The organism is Vibrio kanaloae (genome assembly GCF_024347535.1).
GTDB lineage: Bacteria > Pseudomonadota > Gammaproteobacteria > Enterobacterales > Vibrionaceae > Vibrio > Vibrio kanaloae.
Genome location: NZ_AP025497.1, coordinates 310,772 through 333,919, shown reverse-complemented (window position 1 = coordinate 333,919; position 23,148 = coordinate 310,772). Strand labels below are relative to the sequence as shown.

Genomic DNA, 23,148 nt, shown 5'->3' with positions numbered 1-23,148 from the left:
CTCGTTCCTCGAGATTATTCCTCGATTTTACCGCCTGCAGCTTCGATTGCAGCTTTAGCGCCTTTAGTCACGCGTAGACCTTTAACAGTCACAGCTTTACTTAGGTCACCAGAAAGAACGATCTTAACAAATTCGATGTTCTTAGTGATAACGTTAGCAGCTTTAAGGCTGTTAAGATCAACTACGTCACCTGTTACTTTCGCTAGCTCAGCTAGACGAACTTCAGCAGACACTAGACTCTTACGAGAAGTGAAACCGAATTTAGGTAGACGTTGTTTTAGAGGCATTTGACCGCCTTCAAAACCTGGACGAACAGAGCCGCCAGAACGTGACTTTTGACCTTTGTGACCGCGGCCACCTGTTTTACCAAGGCCAGAACCGATACCACGACCTACACGCTTCTTAGAAGGTTTAGAGCCAGCAGCCGGTGATAGAGTATTCAAACGCATTCTGATTACTCCTCAATCTTAACCATGTAGTAAACCTTGTTGATCATACCGCGTACGCACGGTGTATCTTCAAGTTCTACTGTATGGTTGATGCGACGAAGACCTAGACCTTTAAGACACGCTTTGTGCTTAGGTAGGCGACCAATTGAGCTTTTAGTTTGAGTTACTTTAATAGTTGCCATCGTGTGCTTACTCCGAAATAGATTCAACAGTTAGACCACGTTTAGCAGCAACCATTTCTGGTGACTTAACGTCAACTAAAGCACCAATCGTTGCACGAACGATATTGATAGGGTTCGTAGAACCGTATGCTTTAGAAAGTACGTTATGTACGCCCGCAACTTCAAGTACAGCACGCATTGCACCACCGGCAATAACACCTGTACCTTCAGCAGCTGGCTGCATGTAAACTTTAGAGCCCGAATGACGACCTTTCACCGGGTGGTGAAGAGTGCCTTCGTTAAGCGCAACAGTAACCATGTTACGACGCGCCTTTTCCATTGCTTTTTGAATCGCAGCAGGTACTTCACGAGCTTTGCCGTAACCGAAACCTACACGACCATTACCGTCACCAACTACTGTTAGTGCAGTGAAGCTCATGATTCGACCACCTTTAACCGTCTTAGATACACGGTTAACAGCAATCAATTTTTCTTGCAAATCATTAGCTTGTTGTTGTTCTTTAGCCATCTTCCAACCCTACCTTAGAATTTCAGACCAGCTTCGCGAGCAGATTCTGCTAGCGCCGCTACTCGACCGTGGTATTGGAAACCAGAACGATCGAATGCAACTGAAGCTACGCCTTTTTCAAGAGCGCGCTCAGCAACAGTTTTACCAACTGTTTTAGCTGCATCAATGTTACCAGTGTTCTTAACTTGCTCACGGATCGCTTTTTCTACAGTAGAAGCAGCTGCGATAACCTCAGAGCCGTTTGCCGAGATAACTTGTGCGTAAACATGGCGAGGAGTACGGTGTACTACCAGGCGAGTTGCACCAAGTTCTGCAATCTTACGACGTGCACGTGTAGCACGACGGATGCGAGATGCTTTCTTATCCATAGTGATACCTTACTTCTTCTTAGCTTCTTTAGTACGCACATTTTCATCTGCGTAACGTACACCTTTACCTTTATAAGGCTCAGGCTCACGATAAGAACGAATGTCAGCCGCAACTTGACCAACTAGCTGTTTATCACAACCAGTTACAATGATCTCAGTTTGGCTAGGGCACTCAGCTTTAATACCTTCAGGTAGAGCGTGCTCTACTGGGTGAGAAAAACCAAGAGTTAGAGCTACAGAGTTGCCTTTCATAGCAGCACGGTAACCAACACCCTTAAGAGTAAGCTTCTTAGTGAAGCCCTCAGTAACACCCACAACCATGTTGTTAACTAGAGCGCGAGCTGTACCAGCTTGTGCCCATGCGTTAGCAACACCTTCTTTCGGACCGAAAGTTAGGTTGTTTTCTTCCTGTGCAATAACTACGGCGTTGTTAAGAACGCGAGTAAGCTCACCTTTGCTACCTTTTACAGTAACTTCTTGGCCGTTTAGTTTCACCTCTACGCCAGCTGGAATAGCGACAGGTGCTTTAGCAACACGAGACATAATCTACTCCTTAAGCTACGTAACAGATGATTTCACCGCCAAGACCTGCTTTACGAGCAGCACGGTCAGACATCAGACCCTTGGAAGTAGAAACAACTGCAATACCAAGACCACCCATCACTGTAGGTAAAGAGTCTTTATTTTTATAAACTCTTAGACCAGGACGTGATACACGCTTGATTTGCTCGATTACAGGTTTAGCTTGGAAGTACTTAAGAGTAACTTCTAGCTCAGGTTTTGCTTCGCCTTCAACAGCGAAGTCTACGATGTAACCTTCAGCTTTAAGTAATGCAGCAATTGCAACTTTAAGCTTTGAAGAAGGCATTTTTACAGCAACTTTGTTTGCTGCCTGACCGTTACGAACGCGGGTCAGCATATCCGAAATCGGATCTTGCATGCTCATAAGATTTACTCCAAATGATTAAGTGGCAATTACCAGCTAGCCTTACGAAGACCCGGAATCTCGCCTTTCATGCAAGCTTCACGAACCTTAATGCGGCTTAGACCGAATTTACGTAGGTAACCGTGTGGACGACCAGTTTGGTTGCAACGGTTGCGCTGACGTGATGCACTTGAATCACGTGGAAGAGATTGCAGTTTAAGAACCGCATTCCAACGATCTTCTTCAGATGCGTTTACATCGCTAATGATAACTTTTAGCGCAGAACGCTTTTCAGCGAACTTAGCTACTAGTTTTGCACGTTTAGCTTCACGTGCTTTCATTGATTGTTTAGCCATAACAGTAACCCTACCCTTACTTACGGAATGGGAAGTTAAAGGCAGCCAGCAGAGCTCGGCCTTCCTCATCGGAACCCGCAGAAGTCGTGATAGTGATATCAAGACCGCGGACGCGATCGACTTTATCGTAGTCGATTTCCGGAAAGATGATTTGCTCGCGAACGCCCATGCTGTAGTTACCGCGACCGTCAAAAGACTTAGCGCTAACACCACGGAAATCACGTACACGTGGAAGTGCGATAGAGATTAAACGCTCTAAAAACTCCCACATGCGCTCACCACGCAAGGTTACTTTACAACCAATTGGGTAGCCTTCACGAATTTTGAAACCAGCTACAGATTTACGCGCTTTAGTGATAAGTGGCTTTTGACCAGAGATCGTTGCCATATCAGATGCTGCGTTTTCTAGTAGTTTCTTATCGTTGATTGCTTCACCAACGCCCATATTTAGGGTGATTTTCTCAATCCTAGGGACTTGCATGACGCTTGTGTAGCTGAACTCTTTGGTAAGCTCAGCGACTACAGACGACTTGTAGTAATCATGCAGTTTCGCCATAGTAGAACTCCAAATTACTTCTAATTAGTTAGAAACAGTTTCGCCGTTAGATTTGAAGAAACGAACTTTCTTGCCATCTTCGATACGGAAACCGATACGGTCTGCTTTACCAGTAGCCGCGTTAAAAACTGCAACGTTAGAAGCATCAATAGCTGCTTCTTGTTCAACGATGCCACCTTGTTGACCTAGAGCCGGAACCGGCTTTTGGTGTTTTTTAACAAGGTTGATGCCTTCAACGATAACTTTACCAGTTGTCAGAACCTTAGTTACTTTACCTTTCTTGCCTTTATCTTTACCAGCAAGAATGATTACTTCGTCATTACGACGGATTTTAGCTGCCATGTTGCCGCTCCTTACAGAACTTCAGGTGCTAGTGATACAATCTTCATGAATTTCGCATTACGAAGTTCACGAGTCACAGGACCAAAGATACGTGTGCCGACTGGTTGCTCAGTAGTGTCATTTAACAATACACAAGCATTACTGTCGAAGCGAATGACAGAACCGTCTGGGCGACGAACGCCTTTACGGGTGCGCACTACTACCGCCTTCAGAACATCACCTTTCTTTACTTTACCGCGAGGAATTGCTTCCTTCACTGTAACTTTGATGACGTCACCGATATGTGCATAACGGCGGTGAGAGCCACCCAGAACCTTAATACACATTACCTTGCGCGCGCCAGAGTTATCTGCTGCGTCAAGTGTACTTTGCATCTGGATCATTGTTAGTGCTCCGCTAAATATTAAAACTAGACCCTCTCGGGTCGGGCTGCCTCTTTAAAAGGGACGCGAATTGTACCACCCTTTTTTTAAATTGGGTAGACAAAAAACAAGCGGCTCCAAAAAATAATTTGGAGCCGCTTATAAGTTATAGAATTACAAAGATTAAATCTTCGCTTTTTCTAGAACTTTAACCAATGTCCAAGACTTAGTCTTAGACAGAGGACGACACTCAACGATTTCAACTTTGTCGCCTAGGCCACAAGTGTTGTCTTCATCGTGTGCGTGTACTTTAGTCGTGCGCTTAACGTATTTACCGTAAATTGGATGTTTTACAGTACGCTCGATAGCAACAACGATAGACTTGTCCATCTTGTCACTTACAACACGACCTTGCTGGATGCGGTTAGTTTCGCTCATTATGCGCCTGCCTTTTCAGTCAAAACAGTTTTCACACGTGCGATGTCACGGCGTACAGCTTTTAGAGTATGAGTTTGCTGTAGCTGACCAGTTGCAGCTTGCATGCGCAAGTTGAACTGTTCACGTAGCAAATTCAATAGCTCAGCGTTAAGCTCTTCAACGTTCTTTTCGCGTAGATCTTGTGCTTTCATCACATCACCTGCTTAGTTACAAAAGTAGTTTTAACAGGCAGTTTACGTGCCGCTAGGCGGAACGCTTCACGTGCCAACTCTTCAGGTACGCCATTCATCTCGTACATAACTTTGCCAGGTTGGATTTGAGCAACCCAGTACGCAACTGAACCTTTACCTTTACCTTGACGAACTTCAAGAGGCTTTTCAGTAATCGGCTTGTCTGGGAATACACGGATCCAGATTTGACCTTGACGCTTAATGTGACGTGTCATAGCACGACGTGCCGCTTCGATTTGACGTGCAGTTAGACGACCACGGCCAACAGCTTTAAGACCGAATTCGCCGAAGCTTACTTCAGTACCTTTCGCTAGACCACGGTTACGACCAGTCATAACCTTGCGGAACTTAGTACGTTTTGGTTGTAGCATCGTTCGACTCCTTACTTACGGCCTTTACGCTGCTTCTTAGGCTTATCGCCTTTTGGCTCTACTGCGTTAGCAGCTGGCATACCGCCTAGAATCTCACCTTTGAAGATCCAAACTTTAATGCCGATCACACCGTATTGAGTGTGAGCCGAAGAAGTTGCGTAATCAATGTCTGCACGTAGAGTGTGTAGAGGCACACGGCCTTCACGGTACCACTCAGAACGTGCGATTTCAGCACCGCCAAGACGGCCACCTACTTGTACTTTGATGCCTTTAGCGCCTAGACGCATAGCATTTTGTACCGCACGTTTCATTGCACGACGGAACATAACACGACGCTCTAGTTGAGACGCGATGCTATCAGCTACAAGCTGACCATCTAGCTCAGGCTTACGTACTTCAGCGATGTTAATTTGCGCTGGTACACCTGCGATTTTAGCTACAGCTGTGCGTAGCTTCTCTACGTCTTCACCTTTCTTACCGATAACAACGCCAGGACGAGCTGTGTGAATAGTCACACGGATGCTCTTAGCTGGACGCTCGATAACGATACGAGATAATGATGCTTTTTGTAGTTCCTTTGTAAGGAACTGACGTACCTTGAAGTCGCCGTCTAGGTTGTCAGCGAATTCGTTGGTATTAGCAAACCATGTAGCATTCCAAGGCTTAACGATGCCAAGACGAATACCATTAGGATGTACTTTCTGACCCATTGCTTACTCTCCTAGTCTTTAGCGATCTGCTACAACAATAGTGATGTGGCTTGAACGCTTCAAGATACGATCCGCACGACCTTTAGCACGAGGCATAATGCGCTTCATGATAGGGCCCTCATCTACGAAGATTTTAGCGACATTTAGATCGTCGATATCTGCACCTTCGTTATGTTCCGCGTTAGCGATAGCTGACTCAAGAACTTTCTTAACCAATACAGCAGCTTTTTTGTTGCTGAAAGTTAGAATTTCTAGAGCTTGGTCTACCGACTTACCGCGAATTTGGTCTGCAACTAAGCGAGCTTTCTGTGGAGAAATACGAGCAAAGTTATGTTTAGCTAAAGCTTCCATCATCTACTCCTTATTTCTTCTTAGCTTTCTTATCTGCAGCATGACCGCGATAAGTACGAGTTGGTGCAAATTCGCCCAGTTTGTGACCGATCATTTCTTCGGTAACGAAAACTGGAACGTGCTGACGACCATTATGGACAGCGATGGTCAAACCAATCATTGTTGGGATGATCATTGAGCGACGGGACCAAGTCTTAATAGGCTTTTTGTCTCCGCTTTCCACCGCTTTCTCTACCTTCTTCAGCAAGTGTAGGTCAATAAAAGGACCTTTCTTGAGAGAACGTGGCATGGCGATTCCTCTTTATAGATTATTTAGTGCGACGACGTACGATGTACTTGTCAGTGCGCTTGTTCTTACGAGTCTTGAAGCCCTTAGTAGGAACGCCCCAAGGAGATACTGGGTGACGACCACCAGATGTGCGGCCTTCACCACCACCATGTGGGTGATCCACCGGGTTCATTACTACACCACGTACGGTTGGACGTACGCCGCGCCAGCGTGAAGCACCAGCTTTACCAAGTTCACGTAGCATATGCTCAGAGTTACCAACTTCACCGATCGTTGCACGACCTTCAGAAAGAACTTTGCGCATTTCACCAGAACGTAGACGAATAGTTACGTATGCACCATCGCGAGCGATGATTTGAGCATAAGCACCAGCCGAACGAGCTAGCTGAGCACCTTTACCAGGCTTAAGTTCAACACAGTGTACAGTAGAACCTACTGGGATGTTGCGCATCGGCAGAGTGTTACCTGCTTTGATTGCTGCATCTACACCAGATTGAATCTGGTCACCTGCGTTAACACCTTTAGGTGCAATGATGTAACGACGCTCACCGTCTGCGTACAGAACTAGAGCGATGTTAGCACTACGGTTTGGATCGTATTCTAGACGCTCAACTTTCGCTGGGATGCCATCTTTAGTACGTTTGAAGTCAACTACACGGTAGTGGTGCTTATGACCACCGCCGATGTGACGTACTGTGATACGACCGTTGTTGTTACGACCACCGTTCTTAGAGTTTTTCTCTAGAAGTGGTGCGTATGGCTTACCCTTGTGTAGGTCAGCGTTAACAACTTTAACGACGTGACGACGACCAGGGGAAGTCGGCTTACATTTAACAATAGCCATTTTTACTACTCCTGTTATTCCGCGCCGCCAACGAAGTCAAGATCTTGACCTTCTTTCAAAGTAACGTAGGCTTTCTTAACGTCTGAACGACGGCCTTCACGCATACCTTGACGTTTGGTCTTACCCTTTAATACAAGAGTATTTACAGACTTAACTTCAACTTCAAATAGCTTTTCTACAGCTGCTTTGATCTCTTTCTTAGTTGCATCTTTAGCTACTTTGAAAACGATAGTGTTCGCTTTCTCAGCTGCCATAGTTGCTTTTTCAGAGATGTGCGGAGCACGTAGAACTTTTAAGATACGCTCTTCAGTGATCATGCTAGCATCTCCTCAACTTGCTTAACTGCGTCAGCAGTCATTAGAACCTTGTCGAAAGCGATAAGTGATACTGGGTCTACACCAGCAACATCACGTGCATCAACTTTGTATAGGTTACGAGCAGCTAAGAATAGATTTTCATCTACTTCGCCAGTCACAATCAGAACGTCGCTTAGCTCAAGCTCTTTAAGCTTAGCTACAAGTTCTTTTGTTTTTGGTGCTTCTACAGAGAAGTTATCAACAACGATTAAACGCTCTTGACGAACTAACTCAGAAAGAATGCTCTTCATAGCACCACGGTACATTTTTTTGTTTACTTTTTGGCTGTGATCTTGTTGTTTCGCAGCAAAAGTAACACCACCTGTACGCCAGATTGGGCTACGAATTGTACCAGCACGTGCGCGGCCAGTACCTTTTTGACGCCATGGCTTAGCGCCACCGCCAGATACTTCAGAACGAGTCTTTTGAGCACGAGTACCTTGACGAGCACCTGCTGCATATGCAACAACTACTTGGTGTACAAGAGCTTCGTTGAAGTCACGTCCGAAAGTAGTCTCGGAAACAGTTAGTGCATCAGCACCTTTAACCATCAATTCCATTACTTACTCCTAGACGTTATGCTTTAACAGCAGGTTTTACGATCACGTTTCCGCCTGTTGAGCCCGGTACTGCACCTTTAATAAGGAGTAGATTGCGCTCAGCGTCAACACGTACGATCTCTAGGTTTTGAGTCGTTACACGCTCAGCACCCATGTGACCTGCCATTTTCTTGCCTTTAAACACGCGACCTGGAGTTTGACATTGGCCAATTGAACCCGGTGCGCGGTGAGACAAAGAGTTACCGTGAGTCATATCTTGAGTAGAGAAGTTCCAACGCTTAACAGCGCCTTGGAAGCCTTTACCTTTAGATGTACCAGTAACGTCTACTTTTTTAATTTCGTTGAAAAGTTCTACGTTTAGCTCAGCGCCAACTTCAAACTCTTCGCCGTTTTCTAAACGGAATTCCCAAAGACCGCGACCTGCTTCTACACCCGCTTTCGCGAAGTGACCAGCTTCAGGTTTAGTTACACGGTTAGCTTTCTTAGCACCAGCAGTTACTTGGATTGCTGCGTAGCCGTCTGTCTCAAGAGTTTTAACTTGAGAAATACGGTTCGCTTCAACCTCAACAACTGTTACTGGGATAGAAACGCCTTCTTCGGTAAATACGCGGGTCATACCCACTTTACGTCCGACTAGACCAATCATTATTCTTATCTCCCTTAACCTAGGCTGATTTGAACATCAACGCCAGCTGCAAGATCAAGACGCATTAGAGCATCAACAGTTTTATCTGTTGGCTCAACGATGTCGATCAAACGCTTGTGAGTACGGATTTCGTACTGGTCACGTGCATCTTTGTTGACGTGTGGAGAGGTAAGAACAGTGAAACGCTCTTTACGAGTAGGAAGTGGGATAGGACCACGAACCTGTGCGCCAGTACGTTTTGCTGTTTCAACGATTTCCGCAGTTGAAGCATCGATTAGCTTGTAATCAAACGCTTTAAGGCGGATACGAATACGTTGGTTCTGCATGAGACAGAGCTCCAATTATTAAAAATTACACAAACAATATCGCCACTCAAACTCGAAAAGACGAGAGAATGCCGATTGATTTATGTGAAACCGTAGCATCCAAAATTAGGACGCATTGTCAGTTAACTTTTGAAGCAAACAAAAAGTTTACTATTTTTATTAACCGCGAACATAAGCTGAGTATACATTACTAGGTAAGACCTACTCCTCAGTGCTCATTGGTTCACAACCGACGTTAGCCAGTGCGTTGCATTATACAGATCACATTTTGGTATGCAAGTGTCGTTGGAAAAATAATCGGAATATATTTGATGAAGGTAATCGACGGTAGCTGAATGACGAAAGTCGAATAACAAAGAACGGGGGAACTCTTGGGGAATTGTAGAAACGTAAGAGGTTAGAAAAATAAAAGGGAAGCCGAAGCTTCCCTTTTTAATGCAGTTCTTCTAATGAAGAGTGTGCAAAATCAATTCGCGATTAAGCGAAGATTTTAGCTACAACACCAGCACCAACAGTACGGCCACCTTCGCGGATTGCGAAACGTAGACCTTCGTCCATTGCGATTGGAGCAATTAGCTCAACAGTCATTTGAACGTTGTCACCTGGCATTACCATTTCTACGCCTTCTGGTAGAGTGATGTCGCCTGTTACGTCAGTTGTACGGAAGTAGAACTGTGGACGGTAACCCTTGAAGAAAGGAGTGTGACGGCCGCCTTCGTCTTTAGAAAGTACGTATACTTCAGACTCAAACTTAGTGTGTGGGTTGATTGAACCTTTCGCAGAAAGTACTTGGCCACGTTCAACGTCATCACGCTTAGTACCACGTAGAAGTGCACCAACGTTCTCACCTGCACGACCTTCGTCAAGCAGTTTACGGAACATTTCAACACCAGTACAAGTAGTAAGAGTTGTCTCTTTGATACCAACGATTTCTACTTCGTCACCTACACGTAGGATACCGCGCTCGATACGACCAGTTACAACAGTACCACGACCTTGAATTGAGAATACGTCTTCAATTGGTAGTAGGAACGGTTGGTCTACTGCACGCTCTGGCTCTGGGATGTAAGAATCTAGTGCTTCTGCAAGCTCAACAATCTTGTCTTCCCATTGCTTCTCGCCGTTTAGTGCGCCAAGTGCAGAACCTTGGATAACTGGTAGGTCATCACCTGGGAAATCGTATTCAGAAAGAAGTTCACGAACTTCCATCTCAACTAGCTCAAGTAGCTCTTCGTCATCAACCATGTCACATTTGTTCATGAATACGATGATGTAAGGGATACCAACTTGACGACCAAGTAGGATGTGCTCACGAGTTTGAGGCATAGGGCCGTCAGTCGCAGCAACAACTAGGATGCCGCCGTCCATTTGTGCAGCACCAGTGATCATGTTTTTAACATAATCCGCGTGTCCTGGACAGTCTACGTGTGCGTAGTGACGTGATGGAGTGTCGTACTCAACGTGAGAAGTAGCGATTGTGATACCGCGCTCACGCTCTTCTGGAGCGTTATCGATAGATGCGAAATCTTTAGCAACACCACCGTACACTTTTGCAAGTGTAGTACAGATAGCAGCAGTTAGAGTTGTTTTACCGTGGTCAACGTGGCCGATAGTACCAACGTTTACGTGCGGTTTCGTACGTTCAAATTTTTCTTTAGACACAATCGTGTTCCTTCCTAGTTATGATTCGCCACGTTCATTATTGACCGAGACGCGCCAGAAATTGCTATTTTATGCGCCAACTCTCGTTAGCGCAATATTTGGACGCATTGTTCTTTTAAAAAATAAAGAAAAATGCCTTCCTTTTGTTTAACCACGTTCTGCAATGATTGCTTTTGCAACATTGTTAGGCACTTCAGCGTACTCACTAAACTTCATAGAGTAAGAAGCACGCCCTTGTGTCGCAGAACGTAAATCAGTTGCGTAACCGAACATGACAGACAACGGAACTTGTGCACGAATTATCTTCAGGCCAGCTGTCCCCTCGTCCATACCTTCGATGATGCCGCGACGACGGTTAATATCGCCAACAACGTCACCCATCCAGTCTTCTGGAGTAGTTACTTCAACTTTCATCATAGGCTCAAGCAGAACTGGTTGCGCTTCAAGTGCACCCGTCCTGAAAGCCATAGAGGCAGCGATTGTAAACGCCATCTCACTTGAATCAACTTCATGGTAAGAACCATCATACAGTGTAGCTTTTATATCCAAAACTGGATAGCCAGCAAGCACACCATTGTTCATCTGCTCTTCAACGCCTCTAGCTACTGAAGCGATAAACTCTTTAGGTACAATACCGTTGGCAATTTCATCTACGAAGACAAAGCCTTCGCCAGTTTCTGATGGCTCCAGTTTCAGCCATACGTGACCGTACTGACCCTTACCACCATGCTCACGGATAAATTTACCTTCAGCTTTCGCTGTACCGCGAATTGTTTCACGATAAGCTACTTGTGGATTACCAACGTTGCAGTTCACGTTAAATTCACGCTTCATACGGTCAACGATGATATCTAAGTGTAGTTCACCCATACCAGAAATCAGTGTCTGGCCTGTTTCCGCATCCATATCAACACGGAACGATGGGTCTTCTGCTGCTAGTTTACCTAGAGCAATGGTCATTTTATCTTGATCAGCTTGCGAGCTTGGCTCTACAACGATCTGAATAACTGGGTCTGGAAACTCCATGCGTTCAAGAATAATCTTATGATTCTGGTCACACAGAGTTTCACCGGTGGTTACATCTTTTAAACCAATAATGGCTGCAATGTCACCTGCTCGTACTTCTTTTACTTCTTCACGTTTATTTGAATGCATTTGAACAATGCGACCTAAACGTTCACGTTGCTTCTTCACAGAGTTGTAAGCAGTTTTGCCGCTTTCTACAATACCAGAGTAAACACGGATGAAAGTTAGAGTACCAACGAATGGGTCGGTTGCGATTTTAAAGGCTAGCGCAGAGAACGGTTCTTTATCGTCCGCGTGACGCTCTACTTCATTCTCGTCTTCATCAATACCTTGAATCGCAGGTACATCAATTGGTGAAGGGAGAAAATCAACAACGGCATCTAGAACAGCTTGTACGCCTTTGTTTTTGAATGCACTACCACAAGTTGCTAGTACTATTTCATTATTAAGGGTACGAGTGCGAAGACCTTGTTTGATTTCAGCTTCTGTTAGTTCGCCTTCTTCAAGGTACTTATCCATCAACTCTTCACTTGCTTCTGCAGCGGCTTCAACAAGTTCTGTACGATATTCTTCAGCCATTTCTTGCATGTCTGCTGGAATATCTTCGTAAGTGAAGGTCATGCCTTGATCAGCATCGTTCCAATTGATTGCCTTCATCTTGATAAGGTCAACAACACCTTGGAAGTTTTCTTCAGTGCCAATGTTCAATTGGATAGGAACAGGAGTTGCGCCTAAGCGGTCCTTGATCTGTTCAACGACACGCAAGAAATCTGCGCCTGTACGGTCCATTTTGTTAACGAAAACCAGACGTGGAACTTGGTACTTATCGGCTTGACGCCATACTGTCTCTGACTGAGGTTCAACGCCAGATGAGCCACAGAACACAACGACAGCACCATCAAGTACACGCAAAGAACGTTCTACTTCAATAGTAAAGTCAACGTGTCCAGGGGTGTCGATGATGTTGATACGGTGATCTGAGAACTGAGCTTCCATACCACGCCAAAACGTAGTGGTCGCTGCTGAAGTGATCGTAATACCGCGCTCTTGCTCTTGCTCCATCCAGTCCATGGTTGCTGCACCATCGTGAACTTCGCCGATTTTGTGAGAAAGACCGGTATAGAACAGAATACGTTCACTTGTGGTTGTTTTACCTGCATCTACGTGAGCAACAATACCAATATTACGGTATCGCTCAATAGGAGTTTTACGAGCCACGGTTGAATCCTCTTAACTTAGAGACTTAGGGACTATTGCTATACCCAGGAAGCTAAAAAGTACCAGCCCTAGAAATAGCAATAGTTCCTAGCATATGCATAGGAACTAAAGAAGTGCTGCAAGGAACCTTGCAGCACAAAAAAGGTATTACCAGCGGTAATGTGCGAACGCTTTGTTTGCGTCAGCCATGCGGTGAACGTCTTCACGTTTCTTAACCGCAGTACCTTTGTTCTCAGACGCGTCTAGCATTTCAGCAGCTAGGCGTTGAGCCATAGATTTTTCACCACGCTTACGCGCAGCTTCAACTACCCAACGCATAGCAAGAGCGTTACGGCGAACCGGACGAACTTCTACAGGTACTTGGTAAGTTGAACCACCTACACGGCGAGATTTAACCTCTACCGCTGGGCGAACATTTTCAAGAGCTTCTTCAAATACAGCTAAGTGGTCTTTACCAGACTTCTCAGCCATTGAATCTAGTGCAGTGTAAACGATTTTCTCTGCAGTAGATTTCTTTCCGTCAACCATAAGGATGTTAACGAATTTTGCCAGCAATTCAGATTTGAACTTAGGATCTGGAAGGATCTTACGCTGACCTATTACGCGACGACGTGGCATGGATATTCTCCGTTGTCTTCTTCAGGTTTTTTCCAAAACTTTTCAGAATAATAAATAAAATAGTGTTTGGCCTTACTTAACGCTTTCTTTTAAAAAAGAAAATGCATTAAGACTTAGGACGTTTCACACCGTACTTAGAACGACCTTGTTTACGGTCGTTAACGCCAGCACAGTCAAGCGCGCCGCGAACAGTGTGGTAACGAACACCCGGAAGGTCTTTTACACGACCGCCACGGATTAGTACAACACTGTGCTCTTGAAGGTTGTGACCTTCACCACCGATGTACGAAGTTACTTCGAAACCGTTGGTTAGACGTACACGACATACTTTACGTAGTGCCGAGTTAGGTTTTTTAGGTGTAGTAGTGTAAACACGAGTACATACACCACGTTTTTGTGGGCACGCTTCTAGTGCAGGCACGTTGCTTTTAACAACTTGCTTTACACGAGGTTTGCGAACCAACTGGTTAATAGTTGCCATTAACTAGCTCCTGAAATTTACTTGAAAGTAAGCTTTGTGAAAAATCTATCCCTAATCACAAGTCGTAATTAGGGACGCAAAATTCTATTCAGCAGTGGGAGGTGTGTCAAGAAATATACAGATCTTTTTTAGCCGTCCAGAGCTCAGGATGGTTTAATTTTAACCAAACTGATAAAACACGGCTACCAAGTGACTGATTTTTCGTTCAAAACCGTCAGTTTAACGAACCCGTCAAAGTCCACTTGACTAAGTGCACCAGAGACAAGGGGCTGTAAACCTCGGCTATCGAGATCCGGTTTTAACACCGACACCTGATCAACTGCGCAGATTTGAGTGAATAACTCATGATTGGGAAGGCAAACATACACCGCATCTTCCACTAAAAGGAAGTTATCCTGTGGTTGAGAGTAGGTCAATGCGAGTTTAAGTTTGTCGACTGATTTTACGATATGAAGCATAGCGTTCCCTAGAAAGTCAGTATCTGCTGGCATTGAGCTAGCTTCTGCGTTAACTCATCCGCTTCAACAGCGGTTACATCAATCAACAGGTTGTCTGTCGAAAGACCAAACTGACACAGGCTACGCTGACACACATACACCTGTTCGATGTCGTACAGGTCCATAAGCTTAAATGCTGAGATGTAGTCGCGTGATAGGACTTCGTCGGGTTGCTGCGCTTTAAGGAGCTGTGTCACGCCATCGCCAACAAAGAACACGAAAATGTCTTCACTGTAAGCGGAAGCGGCAAGTAATGCGTCTAATCCTTCTCTACCGGCAGCAGTACTATGAGGAAAACTATTAAATATAAAGGCTAACTTTCTCAAAACTGTACGACCCTATCTTGCGTGAGCAGCGCTTCCGATAAACTCCCTAATCCGGCCTGAGTGAATCCAGACGCCAGATTAGAAGCACTCAGTTTATGTTGCTCCGATTCTTCTGGGCTAATCACTCCGCGTCTTAACGCAGCAGCCACACAGGTCTCTAGGCTAACATCGTGCTCATCAGCCAGTTTTTGCCAAGCTGATGCTAAGTCAAATTCATCGTTAGCCGGTACGGTAAGAGCTGAGCCGTTACTGACGCCATCTTGATAGAAGAACACACTGTGAAGTTTGTGGCCCTGCTTAATCAGAGCCACTGCAAACTGATAAGCACTTCTTGCGGATTGTGAGCCGTAAACGGGCCCATTAACTAGGAGTGTGTAGCTTAACAACCCTCTTCATCCTCTGTTTTACGTTGGCGGATATACAAATATACGGTGTGCTTCGAGATATTCAAGCGTTCAGCAACACGGTTAATCGCATCTTTGATATCGAAAATACCTTTGTCGTAAAGCTCCATCACAATCTGACGGTTCTTAGTATTGTTCGATACTGACTTGTCTGCATTAATTTCTTCAATCGTTCGCTCAACCGTTTGGTCGACGAGTTCTTCAACATCACTTGCGAAGTTAACTGATGACGCAGCTTCGTCAGCGTCTTGCGTTGGCATGAAAGATTGCAGCACTTGTGAGAATGGCGCATCTAAATTGACGTTGATACACAATAAACCTATCACTCGGTCTTCACCATTACGAATAGCAACCGTGATCGACTTCATTAATACTCCACCTTTAGCGCGAGTGAAGTATGAGCGTGAAAAGTTACGCTTAGAACCTTCAATATCTTTCAGCATCTTTAATGCAAGATCGGTGATCGGAGATCCAACCTGACGACCAGTATTCTCACCGTTGGCAATTTTAATTGCAGAAGTATTGAGGTCTTCTAGTGAGTGCAAAACGATTTCACAAAACGGACCAATAAGACTCGCAATACCATCAACAACGGCCTCATAAGATCTTAAAATAATTTTATCGTGTTCACTGAATGGCATAACGTGGACTGATTCCATTTCAAGTAACACATCTGCATTGATTGTTTCTGTAGTAGTCACTTATTCCTTACCTTCGTGTGAAAAATCAACAAATTTATGTAAGTTTATCAGAAAATTTTAATTGCACACCTAGCTAACATTGCAACTAGTGATTTAGAACAAGTTTAAAAATAAAATACTCAATTTAAAATCAAAAAAAGCCTAAATTAAAGTTAGGCTTTTTATTCTACCAACGTATTTTAGAACGAAGTTTCGATTTGATATTACTGAGCAGGAGCCGCTTCAGTGTCATCAATTTTTAGTAATTCGACTTCGAACACTAGCGTTGAGTTAGCAGGGATAGTCGGTGTATCTTGCTCACCGTATGCTAGCTCTGGCGGGATAACGAACTTGTACTTAGAGCCAACTTTCATCAGTTGCACGCCTTCAGTCCAACCAGGAATTACACGGTTAAGTGGGAATGTTGCTGGTTCACCACGCTCGTAAGAGCTATCGAACTGAGTACCATCTGTTAACGTACCTTTGTAGTGAACTTGAACTGTGTCCGTGTCTTTTGGAGAAGCACCTTCACCGGCCGTCATTACTTGGTAAAGTAAGCCTGATTCAGTTTGCTCCACGCCTTCTGTCTTTGCGAACTCAGCGCGGAAGTCATCACCCACTTTCTTAGTTTCTGCCGATTTTTCTGCCGCTTGTGCTTGCATAGTTTCAGCAACACGCTTGTCTAGAGCTTCAAGAGCCGCACGAGTCTCTTCTTCGTTCAGTGCCGTTTTCTCTGCGAATACGTCTTCGATACCTTGAAGAACCATGTCTTTGTCTAGGTTAATGCCTAGCTCGCTTGGCTTATCAATGCTTGTGCTTAGGTAGTTAGCGAAAGATACACCGATTGCGTATGCCGCTTTGTCGTCTTCTGTTTTAAAGTTTACTGCTTCTACTTTAACTTCTTCTACTTGAGGAGCTTCTGCCTTTGGTTCTTCTTTCTGACAACCAACTGCTAGCATAACCGTTGCGGCAAGCAGTGATACTTTTAAAACTGATTTCATTGAATTCTCCAATTAATGGCCAAGCCATTGGTTATTGTGCACAAATCTAATGATTAGATTGGTGTGAATACGTTAGTTATAACAATATACTAGTCATATGTCTTTCGACAAAAACCGGATTATTAGACATGATGCGAATATTTTTTCATTCATTGCTATGTACAATTGTCATCACCTTGTTAAATGGCTGTTTTTTCTTCCAAGATGATGATCAACGTTGGGAAATTGAACCCAATGGTGCCACCAGCTTTGCACTCAGCAGAGATGGACGCTTCGCCCTGCTCTACTCTCAGAAAAAACACTTACTGCTCTGGGACTTAGAGCAAAACAAAGAGCTTGCTCAACTCGGTCCGCAAGACCAATCAGAAAACCAAGTATCCCGTATCCGAATCTCGGACAATGGTCGCTTTGCCATTACCGCAAGCCAAATGAATTTCGCCGTGTGGGACTTATCTTGGACTCAAGCTGAAGGGCTTTGGTCTATTTCCGATGGCTTGATTCGCGATGTCGATATATCTAGCAACGGTGAAAAAGTATTGCTTGGCCTGTCTAATGGTAAAGCGATCTATGTGGATTTAGTCACCGGACGCCGTCTGGAGTTCCTCGCTCACCGAGAAAAAGTGAATTCGGTGTCCCTTTCGGCCAATGGTCGCTACGCACTTACTGGCGGGAATGATTACAAAGCTTACCTTTGGGATACCGAGTCTGGCTTGGTATTGCGTACCTTTGAGCATGAACAAAGAGTAGTACGAGTTGCGCTACAGCGCGATGGTGAACTGGCTTTTACCTCTGACGGAGGTAATCAGGCTATGATTTGGGATCTTGAAACTGGTGAGTATCAAGCGCAACTACAGAGTTGGTCTCGACAATTGATATTTTCAAGTGCACGTTTCTCTGATGACGGCCGCATGTTGGTGACAGGAACACCATCAAGCCAAGTGAGCGTGTGGAACACTCAGGATGGCAAAAGAATTTCTCGTCACGATGCTGAACCATTAAAAGATGCTCGCCCTCCCCGTGCGGTAGTGTATGATGCGACCTTTGATGATAAAAACCGTGTGATATCGGGCACCTCAGCGGGCATCGCCCAAGCTTGGAATGTGGATTAAGAACGATGACAGAAAAGCGAGTTGAAAAACTGGAAAGCCGCGTGAATGACCTAGAGTGTCAGCTAGCTTTTCAAGAACAGACCATTGAAGAACTCAATGAAGCGCTTAGCCAACAACAGATGTTGATCACAAGAATGCAAGACCAAATGAAGTTCGTGGTTGGCAAAGTGAAAAACATGGATGGCTCAAACTTAGCAGACGCATCAGAAGAGACGCCACCTCCACACTATTAAGTGCGGTTCAAAATAACCAATTGATTCTAGCGACGCATATCGTTAGTTTCTCGGCCTCAATGTGTAAACACATTTCAGGACGGGACATAGAAAACTAAAAGGGCGACAGATGCTTATCTGTCGCCCTTTTGTATATTTCATCTGACTGAATAAACTTAAGCCAATTAAGCCGATAGAAACTTAATCATCGGCATAAATCTTCACTTCAACACGACCTTGAGTATCAACGCTTGCGCGATACATTCCTGAGCTGTTCATACCAAAATGAATATCACCTTGGCCATCGATAGCGATCAAGCCGCCTTCTCCGCCCATGGTTTTCAATTCACCTTGAATGATCGTTTCACAAGCGGTGTGCACATCTTCTTTCAGATAACGCATTCGTGCTGCCACATCACTGGCGACCATTTTACGTAGAAAGAACTCGCCCATACCTGTTGTTGAAACGGCCACGTTGCCATTTTCAGCAATAGTGCCTGCGCCTATAATTGGAGAGTCTCCCACACGACCGTATTTCTTATTAGTCACGCCGCCAGTACTTGTCGCTGCCGCTAAGTTACCCGCTTGGTCTAACGCTACAGCCCCTACAGTTCCATGCTTGTTATCGTCTGGATACTGGTCTTGTTGTTCTTCATACTGAGCTTCAGAGAGAGCAAAAATACCTTTCTCTTTCATCGATTGCAGCTGATCGTAGCGACGTTCAGTAAAAAAGTAGTCTTGCTCGGTAAACATATACTCGTGTTCAAAGGCAAACTTCTCAGCACCTTCGCCAATCAGTAGTACGTGGTCGCTTTTAAGCATCACATCACGCGCGAGCTCAACTGGGTTTTTGATATGACGCACCCCAGCTATCGCACCGGCACCCATTTCACGCCCATGCATCACTGAGGCATCCATCTCAACAAATTCATCATGAGTCAGAACCGAACCTTGACCAGCATTAAAGTGTGGGCTGTCTTCCATCACTTTAACCGATACAACCACTGCATCGAGAGCATCACCTCCCGATTGCAGAACTTGATAACCAGCCAAAACAGACTTTTCCAAGGCTTCGATAATACCTGTTTTTAATTCATTGCTCATTTGCTCTCGCAAGATGGTTCCTGCACCACCATGAATGGCAATTGAAAAAGGCTGTGACATGCAAATTCTCCACTGACGTATACTTATGTTGTGCTATCAATACCACATCCATGATTCTATGTCTGATAGAGAAAACCAAACTTTTTGCGGATGCTTGGCTCGGTAGATAAAAATCCAGGTCAAAAAGCTCGGCGCCAATACGAAAAAAGCCTCCACAAGGGAGGCTTTCAAGATTCTTAATCTACACCGTTAATTCGGTATTAGTGAGAACCACAGCTACCGCCGCCGCAGCAGCCGTCTTTTTTCTCTTCACCGTGGTCGTGGTCTTCGCCACCGCAGCAACCGCCTTCGTGGTCATGATCGTGGTCGTGACCACAGCCACCTTCTTGGTGCACATGACCGTGTTGAACTTCTTCTTCAGTCGCTTCACGAACCGCTACAACTTCAACATCAAACGTTAGTGTTTGACCTGCTAGCATATGGTTACCGTCAACAACAACTTCGTCGCCATCTACTTCAGTAATTTCTACTGGGATCGGACCTTGGTCTGTATCTGCTAGGAAACGCATACCTACTTCGATTTCTTCAACACCTTGAAACACATCAGAAGGCACTCGTTGAACGAGTGCGTCGTTGTGCTCACCGTAAGCCTCTTCTGGAGTAACAGTTGCAGAGAATTTGTCGCCAGCAACTTTGCCTTCAAGCTCTTTTTCAAGACCTGTAATTAGGTTGTTGTGACCGTGAAGGTAATCTAGTGGAGCCTCTGCAGTTGATTGATCAACTACTACGCCATCTTCAAGTTTCACTTGATATGCAACACTAACTACTACGTTCTTTTCAATTTTCATGAGAGCTCCAAGGAGGTTTGGACTAGGCTCGAACAGTTGAACCTAGGAATAAATTTTGTACACCGGGTATTATGGGGATGAATTAATGAAACTCAATCATTCTGGTTTAAAAATGCCGATCATTTCTTGATTCGCGTGTTCAGATTTCTCTACAGTTTTCGGTTTACGCTGTTCAGTGAAGTCGCAGTCGACACATTCCACCAGCTCGATATTATTCTCGACCCACCAACGCAGTGTGTCTTGAGTGTTGCAGCTTGGGCAGCTCGCCCCTGCGATAAAGCGTTTTTTCTGTTTCACGTTCATGTCCTTTACTACTCTGGATTCGCTGTTCTTCTATGCTCCACGATGTAAAGCCAATAGAGACCGCGTTTATTATTAGGCTGTATTATTCTTATTACAAAATCATTGGCTCTAAGCTCTGGATTATTGCCAATAGTTTCGAGACTGGTGATCGTTTTCCATCTCGTGTCCAAAAATCTCTTCGAGCTCTTTACGAGCCTCTTTGGCTCTTTGAGCTAGCTCTGCATCTTCACTATGCTGAGAAAGTAACTCCTTCAGCATACCATTATCCAATTTCCTAAAGTGTGCTTCTGCTCGCTTCGCTTTATAAGGATGCATGCCGAGTTCGGTCAACGTTTGACGACCTAAATCGAGGGCTCCAAGGAAGGTTTCTCGCGAGTAGTTACTCACACCGTGGTTAAGCAATTGATAGGCCTCAACACGGCTTCGAGCACGCGCTAAGATCTTTAAGCGTGGGAAGTGCTGCTTACATAAATCAACGGTTTTCATGATTTCGTCTGGAGAGTCAGTACACAACACAATAGCTTCGGCTTTGTCTGCCCCCGCAGCTCTTAACAACTCTAAGTGTGTTGAATCGCCGTAAAATACTTTGTAGCCGAACTTTCTAAGGATATGTATTTGGCTGGCATCACTCTCAAGAACTGTGATACGAATCTTGTTGGCATACATTAAGCGGCCAATGATTTGACCAAAACGACCAAAGCCAGCAATGATCACGCGAGGGCTGCGATCCACCACATCTGAAGGCATCGTACTTTCACTGATTTGATTAAGTTGACGAGCGAAAAATTTATCTTGCAGCTTTAACATCAATGGCGTTGTCACCATAGACAAGCTGACAACAACCAATAAGAACGACACTTGTTCGTTACTTAAGAGACCTTGTGCGCTCGCCGCAGTAAAAATGACAAAGGCAAACTCACCACCTTGGCTAAGAATCATTGCCATTCGGCTACGCGCTTTAGCTTGAGTACCAAAGATACGAGCCAGCACATACAACACCACGCCCTTTAAGACGACCAAAGCAGACACAGCACTAAGTATGACGAATGGGCTTTCCGCTAACAAACCTAAGTTTACCGCCATCCCAACAGAGATAAAGAACAGACCAAGCAGCAGCCCTTTGAAGGGGTCAATCGCAATCTCAAGCTCGTGTCGATATTCACTTTCAGCCAAAAGTACGCCCGCGAGGAAAGTACCTAATGCCATCGACAAGCCAATTTGCTGCATTATGACCGCGATACCAATCACGAGTAATAACGCCGCAATCGTAAACACCTCACGCACACCACTCATGACGATGTACCGAAACAGTGGTCTCAGTAAGAAGTGACCACCAACAAACAAACCGATCACACCACCCAGCATCCACAACATATCAGCCCAACTGCCACCGACATTACCAGCAAGCAGGGGTAACATCGCCAACATTGGAATGACCGCGATATCTTGAAAAAGTAACACCGCAAAGCCTGACTGCCCGGCCTCTTTGCCACCGAGCTCTCGCTCCTCAATAACACGCAAAGCTATCGCAGTTGAAGATAGTGCCAACCCCATACCTATCACGAGACTCGTTTGCCAACTTAAACCAAACAAACGCACGATAGCGGTAATGATCAAAGTGGTGATCAACACTTGCGCGCCACCCAACCCAAGAATAGGCGCTCTCATTTGCCACAATTTTTTGGGGTTTAGCTCTAAACCAATCAGAAAGAGCAATAATACGACCCCAAGTTCGGAGAAATGCAGAATTGCCTCGACGTCACTGATCAGCCCGAGCCCCCATGGCCCAATCGCCACACCGGCTAACAAATACCCCAACACCGAACCCAAACCAGCTCGCTGTGCAATAGGAACCGCAACGACAGCCGCCGCTAAAAAGATAACGCTACTTTGCAGAAAATCATTAGTCAGGGCCATCATTCGCTCCTGTATCTTGTAGCGGATCTTGCAACCAATTTAGATAGGCTTCAGCGTGTTGATAACGCGCCATATCCGAAACATTTCGTGCCCAATGTAAAACGAAAGGTGACATCCAGTTCATCTGACACAAAGCAGCGGTTAACTCAAACGGTTGTAAAATCTCTTGCAATGGATATTTATTATAGCCTGCAGCGCCAAATGCCTCTTCTTTACCGCCAGTAGTGATAACACTTCTCCAGTACCTACCTTTAAGCGCACACTGCTCACCAAACGCAAAACCTTTCCCTAACACGCGATCAAACCACTCCTTCAAGAGCGAAGGGCATGAATACATAAATAAAGGGTGTTGAAACACAATCACGTCGTACTCAAGGAGCAATTTACGCTCATAAGGGACATCGATAAAAAAGTCTGGATAGATAGCATAGAGATCATGAACTTTAACATGCCCTAGCGACTCTACCTTTTTAATCATCATTTGATTAGCAATAGAGGTGTGCGGCTCCGGGTGTGCGTAAATTATTAACACCTTTGGCACGGGGTGGTCTGTCGAGGGAGTATTACTCATTC

General features: G+C 45.0%; 37 protein-coding genes. 2 read left to right on the top strand and 35 right to left on the bottom strand.

Annotated features, from left to right (window positions below; translation table 11 throughout):
* Positions 1-14: 14 nt before the first annotated feature.
* The 30 genes from rplO to fkpA all read right to left on the bottom strand — a co-directional run bounded on the left by rplO (position 15) and on the right by fkpA (position 17,082).
* Positions 15-449, bottom strand: coding sequence for a 50S ribosomal protein L15 (gene rplO, locus OCV24_RS01565; RefSeq protein ID WP_004736758.1), 435 nt, complete (start codon positions 447-449; stop codon positions 15-17).
* 5 nt (positions 450-454) lie between these two features.
* The gene (rpmD, locus tag OCV24_RS01560) at positions 455-631 is read right to left on the bottom strand and encodes a 50S ribosomal protein L30 (RefSeq protein ID WP_004736756.1); all 177 of its coding nucleotides are present in this window, start codon (positions 629-631) and stop codon (positions 455-457) included.
* A gap of 7 nt (positions 632-638) precedes the next feature.
* Positions 639-1,139 (bottom strand): 30S ribosomal protein S5, encoded by a 501-nt coding sequence (gene rpsE / locus OCV24_RS01555; RefSeq protein WP_004738783.1) that lies wholly within the window; start codon positions 1,137-1,139, stop codon positions 639-641.
* A gap of 14 nt (positions 1,140-1,153) precedes the next feature.
* Positions 1,154-1,507 carry a 50S ribosomal protein L18 gene (gene rplR / locus OCV24_RS01550; protein ID WP_017054811.1) on the bottom strand — a complete coding sequence of 118 codons (354 nt, stop codon included), beginning with the start codon at positions 1,505-1,507 and terminating at the stop codon, positions 1,154-1,156.
* Between the two features lie 9 nt (positions 1,508-1,516).
* Positions 1,517-2,050, bottom strand: coding sequence for a 50S ribosomal protein L6 (gene rplF / locus OCV24_RS01545; protein WP_017054812.1), 534 nt, complete (start codon positions 2,048-2,050; stop codon positions 1,517-1,519).
* 10 nt (positions 2,051-2,060) lie between these two features.
* Positions 2,061-2,453: a 30S ribosomal protein S8 gene (gene rpsH / locus OCV24_RS01540; protein WP_004738788.1), complete on the bottom strand. Its 393-nt coding sequence runs from the start codon at positions 2,451-2,453 to the stop codon at positions 2,061-2,063.
* Between the two features lie 29 nt (positions 2,454-2,482).
* Positions 2,483-2,788, bottom strand: coding sequence for a 30S ribosomal protein S14 (rpsN, locus tag OCV24_RS01535; RefSeq protein ID WP_004738789.1), 306 nt, complete (start codon positions 2,786-2,788; stop codon positions 2,483-2,485).
* A gap of 16 nt (positions 2,789-2,804) precedes the next feature.
* Positions 2,805-3,344, bottom strand: coding sequence for a 50S ribosomal protein L5 (rplE, locus tag OCV24_RS01530; protein ID WP_004736744.1), 540 nt, complete (start codon positions 3,342-3,344; stop codon positions 2,805-2,807).
* 24 nt (positions 3,345-3,368) lie between these two features.
* Entirely contained in the window at positions 3,369-3,686 is a 318-nt protein-coding gene (gene rplX, locus OCV24_RS01525) for a 50S ribosomal protein L24 (protein ID WP_004738792.1), read from the bottom strand.
* An 11-nt stretch (positions 3,687-3,697) separates the two neighbouring features.
* Complete coding sequence (gene rplN, locus OCV24_RS01520) at positions 3,698-4,069, bottom strand: 50S ribosomal protein L14 (protein ID WP_004736740.1); 372 nt, start codon at positions 4,067-4,069, stop codon at positions 3,698-3,700.
* A gap of 162 nt (positions 4,070-4,231) precedes the next feature.
* On the bottom strand, positions 4,232-4,486 hold the full coding sequence (rpsQ, locus tag OCV24_RS01515; RefSeq protein ID WP_008224753.1) for a 30S ribosomal protein S17: 255 nt from the start codon (positions 4,484-4,486) through the stop codon (positions 4,232-4,234).
* On the bottom strand, positions 4,486-4,677 hold the full coding sequence (gene rpmC / locus OCV24_RS01510) for a 50S ribosomal protein L29 (protein ID WP_004736737.1): 192 nt from the start codon (positions 4,675-4,677) through the stop codon (positions 4,486-4,488). The genes rpsQ and rpmC overlap by 1 nt, the downstream gene beginning before the upstream one ends.
* Entirely contained in the window at positions 4,677-5,087 is a 411-nt protein-coding gene (rplP, locus tag OCV24_RS01505; protein ID WP_004736736.1) for a 50S ribosomal protein L16, read from the bottom strand. The genes rpmC and rplP overlap by 1 nt, the downstream gene beginning before the upstream one ends.
* Before the next feature lie 11 nt (positions 5,088-5,098).
* The gene (gene rpsC, locus OCV24_RS01500; RefSeq protein WP_017054813.1) at positions 5,099-5,797 is read right to left on the bottom strand and encodes a 30S ribosomal protein S3; all 699 of its coding nucleotides are present in this window, start codon (positions 5,795-5,797) and stop codon (positions 5,099-5,101) included.
* Positions 5,798-5,815: 18 nt separating this feature from the next.
* Positions 5,816-6,148, bottom strand: coding sequence for a 50S ribosomal protein L22 (gene rplV, locus OCV24_RS01495; protein WP_004736732.1), 333 nt, complete (start codon positions 6,146-6,148; stop codon positions 5,816-5,818).
* Between the two features lie 10 nt (positions 6,149-6,158).
* Positions 6,159-6,437, bottom strand: coding sequence for a 30S ribosomal protein S19 (rpsS, locus tag OCV24_RS01490; protein WP_004736729.1), 279 nt, complete (start codon positions 6,435-6,437; stop codon positions 6,159-6,161).
* 19 nt (positions 6,438-6,456) lie between these two features.
* Complete coding sequence (gene rplB, locus OCV24_RS01485) at positions 6,457-7,281, bottom strand: 50S ribosomal protein L2 (protein WP_017054814.1); 825 nt, start codon at positions 7,279-7,281, stop codon at positions 6,457-6,459.
* A 14-nt stretch (positions 7,282-7,295) separates the two neighbouring features.
* A complete protein-coding gene (gene rplW / locus OCV24_RS01480; protein WP_004736765.1) occupies positions 7,296-7,598 on the bottom strand; it encodes a 50S ribosomal protein L23 in 303 nt (100 codons plus the stop codon).
* Positions 7,595-8,197, bottom strand: a complete 603-nt coding sequence (gene rplD / locus OCV24_RS01475) for a 50S ribosomal protein L4 (RefSeq protein WP_017054815.1) — start codon at positions 8,195-8,197, stop codon at positions 7,595-7,597. Before rplD ends, rplW begins: the two co-directional genes overlap by 4 nt.
* Before the next feature lie 16 nt (positions 8,198-8,213).
* Positions 8,214-8,843: a 50S ribosomal protein L3 gene (rplC, locus tag OCV24_RS01470; protein WP_017054816.1), complete on the bottom strand. Its 630-nt coding sequence runs from the start codon at positions 8,841-8,843 to the stop codon at positions 8,214-8,216.
* A gap of 14 nt (positions 8,844-8,857) precedes the next feature.
* Complete coding sequence (rpsJ, locus tag OCV24_RS01465) at positions 8,858-9,169, bottom strand: 30S ribosomal protein S10 (protein ID WP_004736761.1); 312 nt, start codon at positions 9,167-9,169, stop codon at positions 8,858-8,860.
* A gap of 477 nt (positions 9,170-9,646) precedes the next feature.
* The gene (gene tuf, locus OCV24_RS01460) at positions 9,647-10,831 is read right to left on the bottom strand and encodes an elongation factor Tu (protein ID WP_077680933.1); all 1,185 of its coding nucleotides are present in this window, start codon (positions 10,829-10,831) and stop codon (positions 9,647-9,649) included.
* Positions 10,832-10,978: 147 nt separating this feature from the next.
* On the bottom strand, positions 10,979-13,075 hold the full coding sequence (fusA, locus tag OCV24_RS01455) for an elongation factor G (RefSeq protein WP_017055800.1): 2,097 nt from the start codon (positions 13,073-13,075) through the stop codon (positions 10,979-10,981).
* A gap of 147 nt (positions 13,076-13,222) precedes the next feature.
* A complete protein-coding gene (gene rpsG / locus OCV24_RS01450; protein ID WP_010435163.1) occupies positions 13,223-13,693 on the bottom strand; it encodes a 30S ribosomal protein S7 in 471 nt (156 codons plus the stop codon).
* A gap of 106 nt (positions 13,694-13,799) precedes the next feature.
* Positions 13,800-14,174 carry a 30S ribosomal protein S12 gene (gene rpsL, locus OCV24_RS01445; RefSeq protein WP_004737194.1) on the bottom strand — a complete coding sequence of 125 codons (375 nt, stop codon included), beginning with the start codon at positions 14,172-14,174 and terminating at the stop codon, positions 13,800-13,802.
* A 182-nt stretch (positions 14,175-14,356) separates the two neighbouring features.
* A complete protein-coding gene (gene tusB / locus OCV24_RS01440) occupies positions 14,357-14,632 on the bottom strand; it encodes a sulfurtransferase complex subunit TusB (protein ID WP_102506789.1) in 276 nt (91 codons plus the stop codon).
* An 8-nt stretch (positions 14,633-14,640) separates the two neighbouring features.
* Positions 14,641-14,997: a sulfurtransferase complex subunit TusC gene (gene tusC / locus OCV24_RS01435; protein WP_102506790.1), complete on the bottom strand. Its 357-nt coding sequence runs from the start codon at positions 14,995-14,997 to the stop codon at positions 14,641-14,643.
* Positions 14,994-15,383, bottom strand: coding sequence for a sulfurtransferase complex subunit TusD (gene tusD, locus OCV24_RS01430; protein ID WP_017055803.1), 390 nt, complete (start codon positions 15,381-15,383; stop codon positions 14,994-14,996). The genes tusC and tusD overlap by 4 nt, the downstream gene beginning before the upstream one ends.
* On the bottom strand, positions 15,377-16,102 hold the full coding sequence (locus tag OCV24_RS01425) for a helix-turn-helix transcriptional regulator (RefSeq protein WP_017055804.1): 726 nt from the start codon (positions 16,100-16,102) through the stop codon (positions 15,377-15,379). The genes tusD and OCV24_RS01425 overlap by 7 nt, the downstream gene beginning before the upstream one ends.
* Before the next feature lie 203 nt (positions 16,103-16,305).
* Entirely contained in the window at positions 16,306-17,082 is a 777-nt protein-coding gene (fkpA, locus tag OCV24_RS01420) for an FKBP-type peptidyl-prolyl cis-trans isomerase (RefSeq protein ID WP_017055805.1), read from the bottom strand.
* Positions 17,083-17,213: 131 nt separating this feature from the next.
* Here fkpA and OCV24_RS01415 point away from each other — a divergent pair, with 131 nt between their 5' ends.
* Positions 17,214-18,191, top strand: a complete 978-nt coding sequence (locus OCV24_RS01415; protein WP_060468722.1) for a WD40 repeat domain-containing protein — start codon at positions 17,214-17,216, stop codon at positions 18,189-18,191.
* Positions 18,192-18,196: 5 nt separating this feature from the next.
* A complete protein-coding gene (locus tag OCV24_RS01410; protein ID WP_017055807.1) occupies positions 18,197-18,424 on the top strand; it encodes a SlyX family protein in 228 nt (75 codons plus the stop codon).
* 180 nt (positions 18,425-18,604) lie between these two features.
* Here OCV24_RS01410 and OCV24_RS01405 read toward each other — a convergent pair whose 3' ends face one another.
* The 5 genes from OCV24_RS01405 to kefG form a co-directional block, all read right to left on the bottom strand.
* Complete coding sequence (locus OCV24_RS01405; protein WP_150878796.1) at positions 18,605-19,567, bottom strand: isoaspartyl peptidase/L-asparaginase family protein; 963 nt, start codon at positions 19,565-19,567, stop codon at positions 18,605-18,607.
* Positions 19,568-19,767: 200 nt separating this feature from the next.
* The gene (gene slyD, locus OCV24_RS01400) at positions 19,768-20,355 is read right to left on the bottom strand and encodes a peptidylprolyl isomerase (protein WP_017055809.1); all 588 of its coding nucleotides are present in this window, start codon (positions 20,353-20,355) and stop codon (positions 19,768-19,770) included.
* Between the two features lie 96 nt (positions 20,356-20,451).
* Positions 20,452-20,652, bottom strand: coding sequence for a YheV family putative zinc ribbon protein (locus OCV24_RS01395; protein WP_017632113.1), 201 nt, complete (start codon positions 20,650-20,652; stop codon positions 20,452-20,454).
* Between the two features lie 126 nt (positions 20,653-20,778).
* On the bottom strand, positions 20,779-22,575 hold the full coding sequence (gene kefB, locus OCV24_RS01390; RefSeq protein ID WP_017055811.1) for a glutathione-regulated potassium-efflux system protein KefB: 1,797 nt from the start codon (positions 22,573-22,575) through the stop codon (positions 20,779-20,781).
* Positions 22,562-23,146, bottom strand: coding sequence for a glutathione-regulated potassium-efflux system ancillary protein KefG (gene kefG / locus OCV24_RS01385; RefSeq protein ID WP_150878794.1), 585 nt, complete (start codon positions 23,144-23,146; stop codon positions 22,562-22,564). Before kefG ends, kefB begins: the two co-directional genes overlap by 14 nt.
* Positions 23,147-23,148 lie beyond the last annotated feature (2 nt).